Below are 15,173 nucleotides of genomic sequence, written 5' to 3' on the forward strand. Positions count from 1 at the left end.
AAAGGAGCCACCCTCAGCTTTTCGCTGTAGTGAAAACCCAGGCGTACCTGGTATAACTTTCCATCCTCGGCCGACTTCCAGGTTACGCTATACCTGGCATTTGCCGCCACCCAATTGATCTTTTCTCCTGGCGAGGTTCCGGGTTTGGAGATGCTGAATTTATTGATGATAGGCGTCCTGGCCGTGATCTCTTTTCCGGTTTCGTTGTTATAAATGATCAGCTTATATTCGGAGGCAGGATCCAGACTTGCAGTGGATTTGTAAAGGACCTGATAAGGATTTGAGAACACGCCATCCTCTTTGGGAATAGACGCATCCGGAACCAACGGATATGTATTGACCAGGCTTCCCCATGCCCATTGCTGAAGGTAAACATCCAGCTGGCCTGTATAGTTGGCCGAGTCGTAGACTGTTGCCATCTCCAGTGCATTGCCTTCACCCAGAAAAGCTTTGTTGATCTTTATATAGTGTGCTGTGTCATTCTGATTCAACAGGGCATAGACGATCGTGGTCTCCGTGTATGGGGCATTCACATCAAAATCGGTTTCACACGATACCGCCCCAACTCCTATCAGGAAAAAAAGCGCAATCCTACTAAATCTGGTCATTTGCCAAAGTTATAAATTAATCGTTAAAGCCAGGTGATAAGGACGTTCCTTTCACGCAGACAGCTACAACAAGGAGTGGGAAAGTGTAAAGTTGAAGAATGCTTTTGATAAAACCAAATCCGGTGGACAAGGGTATTTTTGTAGCTTTGTCATCTAACCAAACGCACCGCGCCCGCGAGGCAGGCCAAACCGAAACCAACACCATGTCAAAGAACTTAAGCCAGGTTAAAAGGGTTACCACCCACGTGCTTCAGGATATGAAACGGCGCGGAGAAAAAATCTCCATGCTCACGGCTTACGATTTTTCGTTGGCTCGGATCGTGGATGAAGCCGGTGTGGATATCATCCTCGTAGGCGATTCCGCTTCGAATGTCATGGCGGGACATGAGACCACCTTACCCATCACCCTGGACCAGATGATCTACCATGCTTCGTCTGTGATCAGAGCGGTGGAACGTGCCCTCGTTGTGGTAGACCTTCCTTTCGGAAGCTACCAGGGAAACTCGAAAGAGGCCCTGAATTCCACCATCCGGATCATGAAGGAGGCCGGAGCACACGCCGTGAAACTGGAAGGTGGACGCGAGATCCGTGAATCCGTTGAGCGCATCGTTTCCACGGGAGTCCCCGTGATGGGACACCTCGGACTGACTCCGCAGTCGATCTATAAATTCGGGACCTACATTGTGCGCGCCCGGGAAGAGGAAGAAGCGAAGAAGTTATTGGAAGATGCGCAGATCCTGCAGGACTCCGGTTGTTTCGGTATTGTTCTCGAAAAGATTCCCGCAGATCTGGCCAGAAAGGTTTCCGAAAGCATTGACATCCCGGTGATCGGTATCGGCGCCGGTAACCGGGTAGATGGCCAGGTACTGGTACTGCATGATATGCTGGGCATCACCAAAGAGTTCAGTCCCCGCTTTCTCCGCAGGTATATGAATCTTCACGACGATATCAAGAATGCGGTAGAAGCATACTGCCACGATATAAAATCCAAGGACTTCCCTAATGACCAGGAGCAATACTGATTCCGACACTGACCCGGAGGTATTGTATGAAGACAACCACCTGATCGTCGTAAACAAACGCGCATCGGACATCGTGCAGGGCGATAAGACCGGCGATGATCCGCTAAGCGAGACCGTCGCAAACTACCTCGCACGAATACACAAGAAACCGGGAAAAGCTTTCATTGGCGTTACCCACCGGATAGACCGGCCGGTAAGCGGCGTGGTGCTGTTTACCAAAACTTCGAAAGCACTGAGCCGGATGAATCAGAGCTTTCGGGATAAGAAGGTCAGAAAGACGTACTGGGCTGTGGTGAAGAACAGACCCGAGCAAATGGAGGGAGAGCTCAGGCATTATCTCCGGAAGAATCAGAAGCAGAATAAGTCCTACGTTGTGAAAGCCGGAACACCGGATGCCAAAGAGGCCGTCACAAGGTACAGGGTGCTTGGCCATAGCGACACATACACGCTGCTGGAGGTGGAGCCCGTCACAGGCAGGCACCACCAGATCAGGGTTCAGCTGGCCCACATGGGATGCCCCATCAAAGGAGACCTCAAATACGGATTTAACAGAAGCAACAACGATGCTTCCATCCACCTTCACGCCAGAACCATTAACTTTGAGCATCCCGTCCGAAATGAACCGATGACCATTACGGCTCCGGTTCCGGCGGGCGATCCTGTTTGGTCATTCTTTGAATCTCAATTCACCGAGGCATGAACAATTCATATTTCAAAGAATATATGCGGATCGCGCTCAGGTCTATCCGGAGCACGCTCCTGCGAACCATACTGACCATAGCCATCATTGCCATGGGCATCACCGCCCTGGTGGGAATCCTTACGTCCATTGACGCCCTGAAGCAGACGTTGAACAACAATTTCGCAAGCATGGGCGCCAATACTTTCAACATCAGGAACCGCGGCCTCGCCATCAGGATCGGCTCCGGCGGAGAACGCCCGAAGGTGTATGAACCCATATCCTATGATGAAGCCATGGCATTCAAGGAAAATTTTTCTTTCCCGGCCACTGTTTCCGCCACCGTTATTGGCACCCGGATCGCTACATTGAAATATGGCGCAGAAAAAACAAACCCGAATGTGACCGTCTTCGGGGTGGATGCGGAATACCTGACCACCTCCGGATATGAATTATCATATGGCCGCAACTTCACAAAGCAGGAGGTGATCTACGGCACACGGCATACCATCATCGGCAAGGAGATCGCGGAAACGCTATTCAAAAATGCAGCGGAAGCGGTAAACAAACAGATCAAAATCGGTGCAGGCATGTACACTGTGATCGCCGTGCTTAAAGAAAAGGGATCAAGCCTGGGATTCGGTGGCGACCGGATTGCCTTGCTACCGGTACAGAATGTGCGCCAGAACTATGGAAGTCAGGATATGAACTTTGTCCTGGAGGTCAAGGCAGATGATGTCGAGCAGATGAATGTAGCGATCGGGGAAGCCACCGGCCTGTTCCGGATCATCCGCGGTGTTCATCCCGGGGAAGACAGCACCTTTGAGATCACGAAAAGCGATAGCCTGGCCGGCGTGCTCATCGAAAGTCTGGGCTTTGTGGCCATCATCGCTACGTTTATAGGATTGATCACATTGCTCGGTTCAGCGATCGGCCTGATGAATATCATGCTGGTTTCGGTGACAGAGCGAACCCGGGAGATCGGTTTAAGAAAGGCCCTTGGCGCCACCTCACAAGCCATCCTGTGGCAATTCCTGATCGAGTCGGTGATGATCTGCCAGATCGGGGGTGTCGTGGGCATCTTTATCGGCATCCTGGTAGGTAACATCATCTCCATGATCACCGGTGGTGGCTTCATCATCCCCTGGTTGTGGATGACCATCGGCGTATTGCTATGTGTGATCACCGGACTGATCGCCGGTCTGCTGCCTGCACTGAAAGCCTCCAGGCTGGATCCGATCGAAGCTTTGCGAACTGAGTAGTTGACAGCAACAGCATACAGAAGTCCAACTGCGTTCTATAATCTTTGGAATAAATATGGTAGCGGCAATTAGACCAATAACTGACTTTATTCCTCTATCACATATTCATAAATCGTCAGTTTACCATTTTCCGTCAATACCAGATAATTGTTTTCGGCATCTATGGTAAACTGCCTAACCGATCTTTGGCAATCCCTAATTAACCTTTGCCTGGCATCCCAGCTGATTTCTACACTACCTAACTTAAAGTATTCTGACGTATCCGCTCCGATAAGATATTTCATCTCGTTCAGCGCCATAATATTCACACCCAGTGGATTTGTATATGAATAAACTGAATCAATCCGTCCTTCCTTATCGAGTACATAGGATTCTGCTCGCAAGTATCTTTTACCGTTGTATGCAAACACGCAACACCGGGGTGAGTTTTTTATGCAGTCACCGCACATCATTGCATCCGATTCAAAAAAATTCCACTTGCCGTGAATCCTGATTATTTCAGGGTTTGAAGCACAGGCAGAGATAACGCTTATCCATGACATGATCACAAACCGTTTCATACAGACCTTTTGTTTCCTGAGTGCATTTGTGGTTCAATATCAACCGACCGCATAAAAAAAGCCCCCCGTTGTACGGGGGGCCTTGATCATAGATGGGGGTCGATGATCAAAAATCTATTCTTCTACCACTTCGAACTGAACGGTGCTGTGTACTTCTTTGTGAAGACGAACATCCGCTGAGTAAGTACCGAGTTCTTTGATGGGTTCTTCTTTGATGCTGATGTTCTTTCTGTCCACGGTAAAACCGGCTTCTTTGATCGCATCGGCAATCTGAAGTGCGGTCACGGAACCGAAGATCCTTCCCTTCTCACCTACCTTGGCACCGATCTTGAACACTTTGTCTTTCAGCATACCTGCCAGCTCTTCAGCTTCCTGGCGGATCTTCGCATCACGGTGGGCCGATTGCTTCAGGTTCTCATCAAGCACCTTGCGGTTAATATCATTTGCAATCACACCGAGACCCTGAGGGATCAGATAATTGCGACCATAGCCATCTTTCACACGAACGATGTCGTTCTTTTCGCCAAGGCCTTTTACGTAATCTTTCAGAATGATTTCCATGGTGCGAACTTATTTAAGCATATCACTTACGTAAGGCAGCAAAGAAAGGTGGCGTGCCCTTTTGATCGCCGTCGCCAACTTGCGCTGATACTTCAACGAAGTACCGGTCAGACGGCGTGGAAGGATCTTGCCCTGCTCATTCACAAAACGCAACAGGAAGTCAGGATCCTTATAATCGATATACTGGATCTTATTTTTCTGGAACCAACAGTATTTCTTTTTCTTGATCTCTACTGTCGGCGGGGTGAGGTACCGGATCTCGGAATCTTGTGCCATTAACTAACGGTTTGATTTGGTTTACGCCTCTTCTGTTTCAGGCTGAACTTCTTTCTTGCCTTTCTCACGCTTACGCTCGTTATAGGCAACTGCATGTTTGTCGAGCTTCACAGTCAGAAAGCGAAGTACCCGCTCGTCACGCTTAAGTTCCACCTCAACCGAATCAATGGCATCGCCAGGTGCGGCGAACTCCAACAGGTGATAAAAACCTGTGGACTTCTTTTGGATGGGATAAGCCAGCTTGCGGAGACCCCACTTACTTTCGTGGATGAGATCGGCCCCCTCCTTTTTTAGAAGGCTTTTGTATTTGGAAACCGTTTCCTTTAGCTGTTCTTCTGACAGCACAGGCGTCATAATAAATACGGTTTCATACCTGCTTTTAACTTCTGACATAGGTTTTACATCCTTAAAAATAGGACGGCAAAGGTACGAAAAGATTATTCCCAAACAAATAAATTAGCAAATAGTCGTTGGGGGGATGCATGATTTGGTGATGTGCTATGTATGATGTGGTGATGGATGATGGATGATGGATGATGCACGATGTGAGGAGGTGATGAATAAAGGGTATCGACATTGCCGTAACGCCGATAGATTTCCTGCCTGTCCGGCCAGGCAGGAAACTCATAATACTTCAACCTGAGCTCGTTGGATAAGATATCGGCCGGTATACATCACATCCTTAACACATCACCATATAATCACATCATACATCACTAAATCACCACATAATTCCTCGCCAAATCACACATATAACTCCGGTGGTTAGGCTAAGGTTGCACCTTCGTCTGTCTATCCTGTAGCTTTAAGCTACTTCTTTTATCATAGCTTACAATGCTGGTACTGAAGAAGAGTTCTCAATAAAAAATACCAAAGCGGAACGCTTTGAAGATAACAAGACGAAGGTGCACCTGTCCCGGTATCGCAATGATCCGGGAACCTTCGCCTAACCATCGGTACTACCATTTACAAACTGAACATAATTTCCCTTGCAGAATGGTCAATACGTTGATGACTAATGACCAATTATCGTATCCAAAGGGCACTGATATTGCCGTAACGCCATGAGATCCCCTGCCTGTCCGGCGAGGCAGGGGATCTAACATCCACCATCAGCAAACCTTCACCCGGGATCTCCCCCACTAACTACTATCTACTAACGACTATCGACTAACAACTAAAACTCCTATCTTTGTAATCCTTCGTACCCAACCCAACAACATGGATCAATTCATTGTTTCTGCCCGCAAATACAGACCTTCCCGGTTTGAGACCGTCATCGGACAGGATGCCATCACCGTGACCCTTAAGAATGCCATCCGAAATAATCACCTGGCCCAGGCCTTCCTTTTTTGCGGTCCCAGAGGGGTGGGAAAAACAACCTGTGCGCGGATCCTCGCCAAGACCATCAACTGTGAATCCCTCACCGAAGAAGGGGAAGCCTGCGATTCGTGCTCTTCCTGCAAGTCGTTCAATGAAGGCAAATCCCTGAATGTATTTGAACTGGATGCCGCTTCCAATAACCATGTGGAAGACATCAGAAGTCTGATCGACCAGGTACGGTTCTCTCCCCAGGCAGGAAAATACAAAGTGTATATCATCGATGAGGTTCACATGCTTTCACAACAGGCCTTCAACGCCTTTCTGAAAACGCTGGAAGAGCCTCCCGCCCATGCCAAGTTCATCCTGGCAACCACAGAAAAACACAAGGTACTTCCCACCATCCTCTCCAGATGTCAGATCTTCGACTTTAAGCGGGTCACGGTGGAAGACATCGCACGTCACCTGGCCTTCGTTGCAGAACACGAAGGCATCCAGGCTGACATGGAGGCGCTTCACATCATCGCGCAGAAATCTGATGGTGCACTCCGTGATGCCCTCTCCACATTCGACCAGCTGGTGAGTTTCGGAGGCAACCGCCTCACCTATGAAGAAGTGATCGAAAACCTCAACATCCTGGATCACGATTATTTTTTCAAGGTCATAGACCAGGTGGTGACAGGAGATCAGACCGGTGCATTGCTACTTCTCGATGAAGTGATACGGCGCGGTTTCGATGGCCACAACTTCATCAACGGCCTCAATGAACATATCCGCAATCTGCTGGTATGCAAGGATCCTCAGACGATCCCCCTGATTGAGGCCAGTCAGAATATACGCGAGCGCTACCTGGCACAGACCAACGAGTGTTCCTATGACTTTCTGTTGCGGGCCCTGGACCTTGGCAACAGTGCCGACCTCCAGTATCGCACCTCAAAGAACCCACGTTTTCTGGTGGAGCTGTTGCTGCTGAAAATGACTGCATTGACATCTCCCGCTGCGGGAGAGGACGGTCCTCCGAAAGCCAAAGTTGTTCAACGGTCGGCAGCTCCCGCACCCGCCGCCAAACCAAAAGCCAAGGAAGAGCCAAAAGCGGAACGCAAAGAAGCAACACCCCCTCCTCCCCAACCACCGGTGCAGGAAGTTCGGAAGGAAGACGTCAAGGCACCGGAAGCCGTTAAACCGGAACAACCAAAACCGGTGGCCCAACCGAAGCAACCAACACAAACCAATACCATTTCCATAAAAACCATCCTCAGCGAAGAGGCAGAATCCGCGAAAAATACAGATTCAGATGACGCCGGGGAGTCTACCGATGTTAACACCACCGCACCTGCCGGAGCGCCCACATTCAGCGAGGAAGACCTGGCAAAGCATTGGAAGGATTTCGCGGAACAGGCCAAGGCAAACGGAAAGCGCAATCTCGGCGCCACCATGTTGAAACGGTTGCCGGACATAAAGGACTCACAAACCATCCACCTGATGCTCGACAACCGGGCACTGGAGGAAATCCTGGAAGTGGAAAAGTCGGACATCCTCCGCTACCTGAGGGAAAAACTGGCATTATCCGCCCTGATGCTGACCACCGAGGTAAAGATTGATGCACCCGATGAAACACCCTACACGCCCAGGGATAAGTTTGAAAAGATGGCCGAAAAGAATCCGAACATCAACAAACTCAAGCAACAACTGGACCTGGATATCGATTACTAGGAATTTACCCAGATCAAAATGAAGCCGGAAGTAATTTACCCTAAATGCGGACTTTTTTGCAAAATCCCGGATTATTGTAGTTTTGCATTGGCCGCAAATCGTAAACACGGACAATAAAGTTATTCTGACCCCATTAACATTGCTGCAATGAAATTTGTCATTAAAATCGTTCTGATCGTCACCATTCTGTTACTCGGATACTACCTGGTAGAGGTGATTGCAGAACCCATCCGGTTCAACAAGGAAAAAGAAAAACGCTACGCCCAGGTGATCCAGCGCCTGAAAGATATTCGTACCGCGCAATTCGCATACAAGTCGGTGAATCAAAAATATGCGGACAGCTTTGACAAACTTCTGAACTTCATCCAGAAAGATTCCTTCATGGTGATATACAGCGTGGGAGATATCGAAGATTCTCTGGCCGTTGCCGCAGGGCAGGTGATTCGTGACACCACATTCATGGCCGTAAAGGACTCCCTGCTCGGTGGCACTTCTTACCCCTTTGACTCATTGCAGTATGTTCCTTTCACCAACGGTTCCAAATTCTCCCTCGCCGCGGGTGAAATTGAAATGAGCGGTTTGAAGGTAAGCGTCTTTGAAGCCGTTGACACAGATCCGTACGACAAATACGATGTGTTAAGGGTAGGCTCACTGACCGAGGCTTCCACCAATGGAAACTGGGAATAGAACCTCAGAATCACCAGCGAACACCACGTCTTCTTCGGGTCGCTTTCCCGCAGATACCGAGCTTGGGAATCTTCACCTGTCCCTGTTATGGGATCAGGCGAGCTTCGCCTATAGCTTGCTGAATAAGTCCTCCCGAACATTCACGCTTACAACGGAACAACTTTTCCCGAACAACCGGGAAGACGGATGGAAGAACGCCTGGACCGAAACCGGCATCAAACAGGACCGGCTTGCATCTGCCGGCGTGCTATATGCCACCCCAAAGTTCACATTGATACCGAAAGGCATCTACAGCGAAGACGCTTCAAGGGATGTACTGGCCTTCAATCATCCCCTTTCCGAAGAAGATTCCGTAATGGCACACCCCTGCCCTCTTGCACAAGCGGTGTTGTTGTATGCCATTCCAAGATCCCACAAGACCTGGCTTACCGACACCTTCAAGGGCATCCATATCTCCCACCCCATGGTGGTACTGATCGAATCGATGCTTAAAAGATACAGGAATCAAGACAGCCCCAGGCTGCTGCTTCACGTGCATGAAGGCCATGCCGATGTCCTGGTCACCAAGGGCGCCGGGCTGCAACTGGCCAATACGTTTGTCACCAACGTTCCTGAAGATGTACTTTATTATGTGCTCTTCACGATGGAGCAACTGGAACTCAATCCGGAAAACACGCAGGTGGGACTGGCCGGAGATATCCACCGCGATTCTCCTCTTTATGAGTTGCTTTCCAGGTATCTTCCGCAGACAGTATTCGAAGAAAGCTCCGATCAGCTTAAGTTAGGTGATGCATTGAGATCCATTCCCGCCCACCGGTATTTTACGCTTTACCACGAGTTCCTTTGCGAATCATAGGCGGAAAATACAAAGGCAGAAGGTTCACCCCGCCCGGGAATCTTCCGGTGAGACCCACCACGGATTTCGCACGGGAAGCCCTGTTCAATATCCTGCGTCACCAGCATTCACCCGACGGCATGGCGGTCATGGACCTGTTCAGCGGGACCGGCAGCCTGGCCCTCGAATGTGCTTCCGCCGGCGCGGGTCCCATCTGGTGTGTGGATAACAACCGGCACTGCTGTAAGTTCATCCAGCAAACCTTTGACACCATCGGGGAAGAAGTGAACATGATCAGCGACGATGTGTTCCGCTTCCTGAAGTCCAGGCGCATGACCTTCGACCTGATCCTGGCGGACCCACCCTATGAGCATCCTTCCCTGGACACCATTCCCGGCCTGATTTTTGAACATGAATGGCTGAAACCCGATGGGTGGCTGGTCCTGGAACATCCGGGAACATACCAGTTTAACGATCACCCGCGTTTTAAGCAACACCGAAAGTACGGAAGTGTTAATTTTAGTATCTTCTCAAATCAACCCTGAACCCATGGAACGTATCGCCGTATTTCCAGGCTCCTTTGACCCCATCACGCTTGGGCATGAGTCCATCGTAAAGCGTGCCCTGCATGTGTTCGATCGCATCATCGTAGGCATCGGACACAACTCCGCCAAGAACTACATGTTTGATATCGATCAACGAAAAGCATGGGTGGATGAGACCTTTGCCAATGAGTCCCGCGTGACGTGTGATGTATACGAAGGCCTGACGGTGTCCTTTTGCAAACAGGTGGGCGCGCGCTTCATTCTGCGTGGCATCCGTAACACCAATGACTTCGAGTTTGAGCGGACCATCGCTTCGATGAACCATGCCATGGCTCCCGATATTGAAACGGTATCCGTTTTTCCGGAACCCCACGTTCATGCGATCAACTCTACGGTAGTGCGTGACATCCTTAAACATGGCGGTGATGTCAGCGCATTCGTTCCCTCCGCCATCCATATTCCGGCAGCCAGATAACAAATGAAAATCAAAGCCTGCATATGCCTGGCCCTCTTCGTGGCCACCTCTGCCAAACTGATGGCCGGCTCCATCCTTGAAGGGAAAGCCCCCGGTTATGTGGGTGAGAAGGCCTATCTGAAAATTTACCAGGAGCAACTTCTTTTTACGGAAAAGACCCTGGACCAACAGGTCATCGGAGCCGACGGGACCTTCCGGTTCGAAACGGATTTTGATCAGATCCGGGCGGTATTCATCGACATCGGCGGACAACGGAAAGTCTTGCACGTAGAACCCAACGCCACGTATTCATTCACCTATCCTTCCAACACCACCGAAGAAGGAGATCCCATGCCCCTGGAGATCGAAAAGGAAGGGCCTCTGTCGTTGAATGCACAGATCAAAGCATTTGATGAGAAGTACGCCTCCTTCCGGACGGTGAATAAACAGTTCCTCAGAAAAGAAGAAGGACAAAAGATCATCATTGATTTCCTGAAAGAGGTGGAGGCGGAATCGAAGAAAGCACCTCACCCCTACCTCAGCACCTACATGTTCTATGAGGTGGCGGAACTGGGACTCATTGCCCGCGTGAGCATCCCCAGCCTGGTCTACAAGGACTTCACCGGGAAGGAAATGCTCCCGGATCATATCTCCTACATGTATGCCTTCAACGCGATCATGGCCAAGTATGTGCCGTCTAAAATGATGAAGTCTTCCGGCCGCGGCCTTTGGGAAAGTCTGCTGCAAAAGAACATCGGTGCCTTCCTGGATACGCTGGGAACGGATTCACTTGTAGGCAACGGCATGCTGCGCGACTGGGTGGCGCTCCGGGGCCTGATATCCCTTTACGCCACCAACGGCAGCGACAAGCTATTGATCCTGGACATGATCCGCGACTTCGCCAACCTGAAGGCAGGCACCCAGGTGGGCGAAGTGGCCAACCTCGTGCACCCTTACCTGGACCGCAGTGTGGAAGGGGGCCCCATTCATGCCCTGCATGTGACAGACACCCTCGGAAATAAAATGCCGCTGCTTCCTGAAAATAAAAAACCCACCTATTTCATTTTCTGGATCAGCACCTCCCCTGCCTGTCTGGCCGAAATGGAAGTGCTCCGCCGCTACCATGAAGACTACGGCAAGAAGCTCAACTTCGTGGCCGTCTCCCTGGACGAGAACCGCGAGGATTTCATGCACACCCATGCCGAAAGACACTTTCCCTTTCAAATGCTCTTTGCGGAAGACAAAGCAGAAGTGGCCATGTACTTCAATCTCCCCCGCCTCCCCCAATACATCCTCACCGACGAGACCGGGATGATCCTGATCGCGCCCGCGGCCTCACCCACGGAGAAGCTGGAGCAGCAGATCCTGCCATTCGTACACCATAAGTAGCATACAGCAACAGCATACAGCAACAGCATACGGCATACAGGGAGTAGCATTAAGCAGAGAGGATAATGGTAAGCGGGGGGCACACCCTGTATCAAGATTGCAACAAAATGGCTCTTACTACATAGGTTTTATTAAATTAACACTATGGGAGTGGAAACATTAAAACTCGAATTGATCAAATGGGTGGCAAGCCTGGAAGACGATACCACCATTCAATACCTGAAGGTGGTAAAGGACTCGGCAGATCACGACTGGTGGGACGACCTGACCGAGGAACAAAAGGCAGGCATCCAACGTGGACTTCGCGACGTGGAAGAAGGGCGCGTAACCCCACACGAGGAAGTCAAACGGAAATACGCGTTCAAAAACGAGCCCTGAACCCTGAACGCAACAAAATACCTTCTGCCAGGTATTTTGCCATAATCCCGGTTTTTTTATCTTACATTTTCAAGACTATTGAGGGGGTGGAGGTTCACATCATATTGGGAGGTGAAGAGATTATTCGGTTGCACATATCCGGATAGATTGGTGGGGATATAGATCCGAAATCGTTAACTTCTTGTAGCTGCAAACCGTTAGTGGCAATTATTGACGACCAGAATATGGGAATAGGCAGAAGAGAATTTATACGACTGACAAGTATCGCATTGGCGGGACTTGCTATTGACCCATTAAAAGCAGTTGCCGTTAATGACAACATTTACGTTAACAAGAAACTGGGAATTCTATTTGAGAAACCAAATAATTGGGGATTTGTATCAGTAACGGACTTCGGGAAAATAAAAAGCGAACAAATCATTGGACAAGGTCTTGAAGAAACAGCAGAAGAAATATGGGAAGAACTTGGAGATCCTATTTGTATTGCGACAAAGTACTACCAAGACAAACCTGAATATAAAGGAGTTTTCTCACCGACTATAACTCTAAATATTACACCAAAACATGAACTTGAATATTTAGGACACGAAACTTTTGAAGAGCTTATGGGATTGTCAGAATATGGTGTTTCACATTTGCTGAAAGACTTTACAGTTGTTAAAAGATACGATCCTATAATGATTAGCAATTGTAAGTTCTATGAGTATGACGCTGAATATTTATTTGAACATATCGAAATTGACAAACCACTTAAAGTTGAATTGAAGACTTTGAAGGCAGAACACAATGGATTTTATTATGACTTTAATTGCCATCAGTCAAAGACACAAAATCAAATTGCAGGCAGAGAATTTGAAAAATTTAAATGGACAATAAAATTAATATAACTTCGACTAGCACGGGTTCTGCGCCAACGCCAAGCAACCAGAACTTAAAACGCCCCCCTAATGACCAAACCAGATCCTATACCCACCAAAGCATTCAAAACATCAGAAACATTTGAGACCTGGCTTGGAGAAAATCACGATAACTCAAAGGGACTTTGGGTTAAAATATTCAAGAAAGATTCCGGGATAAAGACCGTCAGCTATGCAGAAGCACTTGATGTCGCAATTTGTTACGGGTGGATTGATGGTCAGAAACAAGCATTTGACGAACAAGCGTGGCTGCAGAAGTTTAGTCCCAGAAGAGAAAAAAGCATCTGGTCCAAAATAAACATCGGACATGTCGAAAGATTGATCAAAGAAGGACGGATGAGACCTTCGGGGTTAGAAGCTGTCGAAAAAGCCAAGGCAAACGGCAATTGGGAAAAAGCATACGACTCGCCAAGCAAGATGACCATACCGGAATACTTTATGAAAGAACTTGGCAAAAACAAAAAAGCAGAAGCGTTTTTTAGGGGCCTTAATAAGACCAATCTTTTTTTCATCGGATTCCGCCTGCAGACCGCAAAAAAACAAGAGACAAGAGAAAAACGCATGAAAGAGATTATTGATAAGCTGGCCAAAGGTGAGAAGTTTCAATAAAGAATTCAGCTTGGTGGCGATGATGATTGGGGGCTTTATGTTTCGAAGCCCGCCCAAGCTTTTAGTCTGAGTCATTGCCCCAGGTAACATGAAAAAGTTCTTAGGAATACCGGTTGTTTCAAGTTAATTTTATTTGTAATATTGCATATTGCGATATGCGATATACTAAGGAGAATGAGACAACCGAACCACAGCATGAAGCCGCAGGATATTGTAATTCTGCTTAAGATCATTGCGCTTGACAATGACAGTTGGCAACAAATTCCCCTGGCTCAGGCATTGAAAATGAGTCAAAGTGAAGTAAGCCAATCCGTAGCCCGTTCCAAATATGCCGGCCTGTTGAATGATAGCGGTAAAAAGGTGATGCGGCAGGCATTGATGGACTTTTTACAATATGGACTGGCAGTGGTATTTCCGGTCAAACCCGGAGCGGTGGTCAGAGGCTTACCTACTGCACATTCAGCAGCACCCTTACATGATTTGATAAGTAGTGATGAAAACTACGTCTGGCCTTATGCAAAGGGACAGGTAAGAGGTCACGGCATTACTCCTCTATATGCCACTACACCGCAGGCAGTATCTGAAGATGAAAATCTATACGCCTTACTGGCATTGACAGATGCACTCCGTGTTGGCCGTGCAAGAGAAAAAAACATGGCCATTAAAGAATTGAAAGACCGGATATGTTAAAAAACACGACCATTAACAGGGCCGTCCTCCATAAAATTGCTCTTGCTCTGGGACAAATGAACAGCCAGGTTGTGTATGTTGGTGGTGCAACGGTAAGCCTGTATATCAACGACCCCGCAGCAGATGATGTGCGACCGACAAAAGATGTGGACATCAGCCTGGCTATTGCAACTTTAGGTGAGCTGGAAGCTATCAGGGAAGAACTAATTCAGAAGAATTTTACTCAATCACCGGAAGATAACGTGATCTGTCGCTTCCGATATGAAGATATCAAAGTAGATGTCATGAGCACCAAGGCGATCGGCTGGGCACCAGCTAATCCATGGTTTGCACCCGGATTTACTCAAAAGATAACCGTAGAAATCGAAGATCAGCAGGTGCAAATACTTCCGTTACCCTACTTTTTGGCTTCCAAATTCACAGCATTTAATGACAGAGGGGCAAAAGACCCCAGAACCAGTCATGACCTGGAAGATATTGTTTATGTTCTGGATAACCGCACCGATATTGTTGAACAACTGACCTGTACTCCAAAAGATGTAAGGCCTTACTTAACAGAACAGTTGCAAAGAATATTGGAAGACAGAAGTATACAGGAAGCCATTCTTGGCAACCTGCTTTATGAAACACGAGAGGAACGATATAACCGAATAATACAGAGTACAACG

The 15,173-nt window shown here is 48.4% G+C and carries 19 protein-coding genes; 14 read left to right on the plus strand and 5 right to left on the minus strand.

Going from position 1 to position 15,173, the window contains the following annotated elements; translation table 11 throughout:
• A partial coding sequence (locus tag KDD36_11725; GenBank protein MCB0397319.1) for a hypothetical protein occupies positions 1-608 on the minus strand: 608 nt, incomplete at its 3' end.
• 203 nt (positions 609-811) lie between these two features.
• On the opposite strand from KDD36_11725, the gene panB reads away from it, so the two are divergent.
• Genes panB through KDD36_11740 form a run of 3 tightly spaced genes read left to right on the plus strand, consistent with a single transcriptional unit; the run spans position 812 to position 3,571 of the window.
• A complete protein-coding gene (gene panB, locus KDD36_11730) occupies positions 812-1,630 on the plus strand; it encodes a 3-methyl-2-oxobutanoate hydroxymethyltransferase (GenBank protein MCB0397320.1) in 819 nt (272 codons plus the stop codon).
• Positions 1,611-2,330 carry an RluA family pseudouridine synthase gene (locus KDD36_11735; GenBank protein ID MCB0397321.1) on the plus strand — a complete coding sequence of 240 codons (720 nt, stop codon included), beginning with the start codon at positions 1,611-1,613 and terminating at the stop codon, positions 2,328-2,330. Before panB ends, KDD36_11735 begins: the two co-directional genes overlap by 20 nt.
• The gene (locus tag KDD36_11740) at positions 2,327-3,571 is read left to right on the plus strand and encodes an ABC transporter permease (GenBank protein ID MCB0397322.1); all 1,245 of its coding nucleotides are present in this window, start codon (positions 2,327-2,329) and stop codon (positions 3,569-3,571) included. Before KDD36_11735 ends, KDD36_11740 begins: the two co-directional genes overlap by 4 nt.
• Before the next feature lie 86 nt (positions 3,572-3,657).
• Here KDD36_11740 and KDD36_11745 read toward each other — a convergent pair whose 3' ends face one another.
• From KDD36_11745 to KDD36_11760, 4 genes are all read right to left on the minus strand, one after another.
• Positions 3,658-4,131 (minus strand): hypothetical protein, encoded by a 474-nt coding sequence (locus tag KDD36_11745; protein MCB0397323.1) that lies wholly within the window; start codon positions 4,129-4,131, stop codon positions 3,658-3,660.
• Positions 4,132-4,245: 114 nt separating this feature from the next.
• On the minus strand, positions 4,246-4,692 hold the full coding sequence (gene rplI, locus KDD36_11750) for a 50S ribosomal protein L9 (protein MCB0397324.1): 447 nt from the start codon (positions 4,690-4,692) through the stop codon (positions 4,246-4,248).
• A gap of 9 nt (positions 4,693-4,701) precedes the next feature.
• A complete protein-coding gene (locus KDD36_11755; protein MCB0397325.1) occupies positions 4,702-4,968 on the minus strand; it encodes a 30S ribosomal protein S18 in 267 nt (88 codons plus the stop codon).
• 21 nt (positions 4,969-4,989) lie between these two features.
• The gene (locus tag KDD36_11760) at positions 4,990-5,361 is read right to left on the minus strand and encodes a 30S ribosomal protein S6 (GenBank protein MCB0397326.1); all 372 of its coding nucleotides are present in this window, start codon (positions 5,359-5,361) and stop codon (positions 4,990-4,992) included.
• An 828-nt stretch (positions 5,362-6,189) separates the two neighbouring features.
• On the opposite strand from KDD36_11760, the gene KDD36_11765 reads away from it, so the two are divergent.
• The 11 genes from KDD36_11765 to KDD36_11815 all read left to right on the plus strand — a co-directional run.
• A complete protein-coding gene (locus tag KDD36_11765; protein ID MCB0397327.1) occupies positions 6,190-8,001 on the plus strand; it encodes a DNA polymerase III subunit gamma/tau in 1,812 nt (603 codons plus the stop codon).
• Positions 8,002-8,148: 147 nt separating this feature from the next.
• On the plus strand, positions 8,149-8,688 hold the full coding sequence (locus KDD36_11770; GenBank protein ID MCB0397328.1) for a hypothetical protein: 540 nt from the start codon (positions 8,149-8,151) through the stop codon (positions 8,686-8,688).
• A complete protein-coding gene (locus KDD36_11775; protein ID MCB0397329.1) occupies positions 8,672-9,544 on the plus strand; it encodes a DUF3822 family protein in 873 nt (290 codons plus the stop codon). The genes KDD36_11770 and KDD36_11775 overlap by 17 nt, the downstream gene beginning before the upstream one ends.
• Positions 9,532-10,068, plus strand: coding sequence for an RsmD family RNA methyltransferase (locus KDD36_11780; protein ID MCB0397330.1), 537 nt, complete (start codon positions 9,532-9,534; stop codon positions 10,066-10,068). The genes KDD36_11775 and KDD36_11780 overlap by 13 nt, the downstream gene beginning before the upstream one ends.
• A 4-nt stretch (positions 10,069-10,072) precedes the next feature.
• Entirely contained in the window at positions 10,073-10,543 is a 471-nt protein-coding gene (coaD, locus tag KDD36_11785) for a pantetheine-phosphate adenylyltransferase (protein ID MCB0397331.1), read from the plus strand.
• A gap of 3 nt (positions 10,544-10,546) precedes the next feature.
• Entirely contained in the window at positions 10,547-11,911 is a 1,365-nt protein-coding gene (locus tag KDD36_11790) for a hypothetical protein (protein ID MCB0397332.1), read from the plus strand.
• Positions 11,912-12,061: 150 nt separating this feature from the next.
• A complete protein-coding gene (locus KDD36_11795; GenBank protein ID MCB0397333.1) occupies positions 12,062-12,289 on the plus strand; it encodes a hypothetical protein in 228 nt (75 codons plus the stop codon).
• 224 nt (positions 12,290-12,513) lie between these two features.
• The gene (locus KDD36_11800) at positions 12,514-13,176 is read left to right on the plus strand and encodes a hypothetical protein (GenBank protein ID MCB0397334.1); all 663 of its coding nucleotides are present in this window, start codon (positions 12,514-12,516) and stop codon (positions 13,174-13,176) included.
• A 60-nt stretch (positions 13,177-13,236) separates the two neighbouring features.
• A complete protein-coding gene (locus KDD36_11805; GenBank protein ID MCB0397335.1) occupies positions 13,237-13,815 on the plus strand; it encodes a YdeI/OmpD-associated family protein in 579 nt (192 codons plus the stop codon).
• A gap of 195 nt (positions 13,816-14,010) precedes the next feature.
• Positions 14,011-14,505: a hypothetical protein gene (locus KDD36_11810; GenBank protein MCB0397336.1), complete on the plus strand. Its 495-nt coding sequence runs from the start codon at positions 14,011-14,013 to the stop codon at positions 14,503-14,505.
• On the plus strand, positions 14,499-15,173 hold a 675-nt coding region (locus KDD36_11815), incomplete at its 3' end, for a nucleotidyl transferase AbiEii/AbiGii toxin family protein (protein MCB0397337.1). The genes KDD36_11810 and KDD36_11815, both read left to right, overlap by 7 nt.

Source organism: Flavobacteriales bacterium (assembly GCA_020435415.1).
GTDB lineage: Bacteria > Bacteroidota > Bacteroidia > JACJYZ01 > JACJYZ01 > JACJYZ01.

Excerpts from the sequence above, each read along its gene's own strand:
- KDD36_11760 (MCB0397326.1), bottom strand. The coding sequence starts at position 5,361 with ATGTCAGAAGTTAAAAGCAGGTATGAAACCGTATTTATTATGACGCCT.
- KDD36_11805 (MCB0397335.1), top strand. The coding sequence starts at position 13,237 with ATGACCAAACCAGATCCTATACCCACCAAAGCATTCAAAACATCAGAA.
- KDD36_11790 (MCB0397332.1), top strand. The coding sequence starts at position 10,547 with ATGAAAATCAAAGCCTGCATATGCCTGGCCCTCTTCGTGGCCACCTCT.
- coaD (MCB0397331.1), top strand. The coding sequence starts at position 10,073 with ATGGAACGTATCGCCGTATTTCCAGGCTCCTTTGACCCCATCACGCTT.
- KDD36_11745 (MCB0397323.1), bottom strand. The coding sequence starts at position 4,131 with ATGAAACGGTTTGTGATCATGTCATGGATAAGCGTTATCTCTGCCTGT.
- KDD36_11755 (MCB0397325.1), bottom strand. The coding sequence starts at position 4,968 with ATGGCACAAGATTCCGAGATCCGGTACCTCACCCCGCCGACAGTAGAG.
- KDD36_11775 (MCB0397329.1), top strand. The coding sequence starts at position 8,672 with ATGGAAACTGGGAATAGAACCTCAGAATCACCAGCGAACACCACGTCT.
- KDD36_11800 (MCB0397334.1), top strand. The coding sequence starts at position 12,514 with ATGGGAATAGGCAGAAGAGAATTTATACGACTGACAAGTATCGCATTG.
- KDD36_11810 (MCB0397336.1), top strand. The coding sequence starts at position 14,011 with ATGAAGCCGCAGGATATTGTAATTCTGCTTAAGATCATTGCGCTTGAC.
- rplI (MCB0397324.1), bottom strand. The coding sequence starts at position 4,692 with ATGGAAATCATTCTGAAAGATTACGTAAAAGGCCTTGGCGAAAAGAAC.
- KDD36_11740 (MCB0397322.1), top strand. The coding sequence starts at position 2,327 with ATGAACAATTCATATTTCAAAGAATATATGCGGATCGCGCTCAGGTCT.
- panB (MCB0397320.1), top strand. The coding sequence starts at position 812 with ATGTCAAAGAACTTAAGCCAGGTTAAAAGGGTTACCACCCACGTGCTT.
- KDD36_11770 (MCB0397328.1), top strand. The coding sequence starts at position 8,149 with ATGAAATTTGTCATTAAAATCGTTCTGATCGTCACCATTCTGTTACTC.
- KDD36_11735 (MCB0397321.1), top strand. The coding sequence starts at position 1,611 with ATGACCAGGAGCAATACTGATTCCGACACTGACCCGGAGGTATTGTAT.
- KDD36_11765 (MCB0397327.1), top strand. The coding sequence starts at position 6,190 with ATGGATCAATTCATTGTTTCTGCCCGCAAATACAGACCTTCCCGGTTT.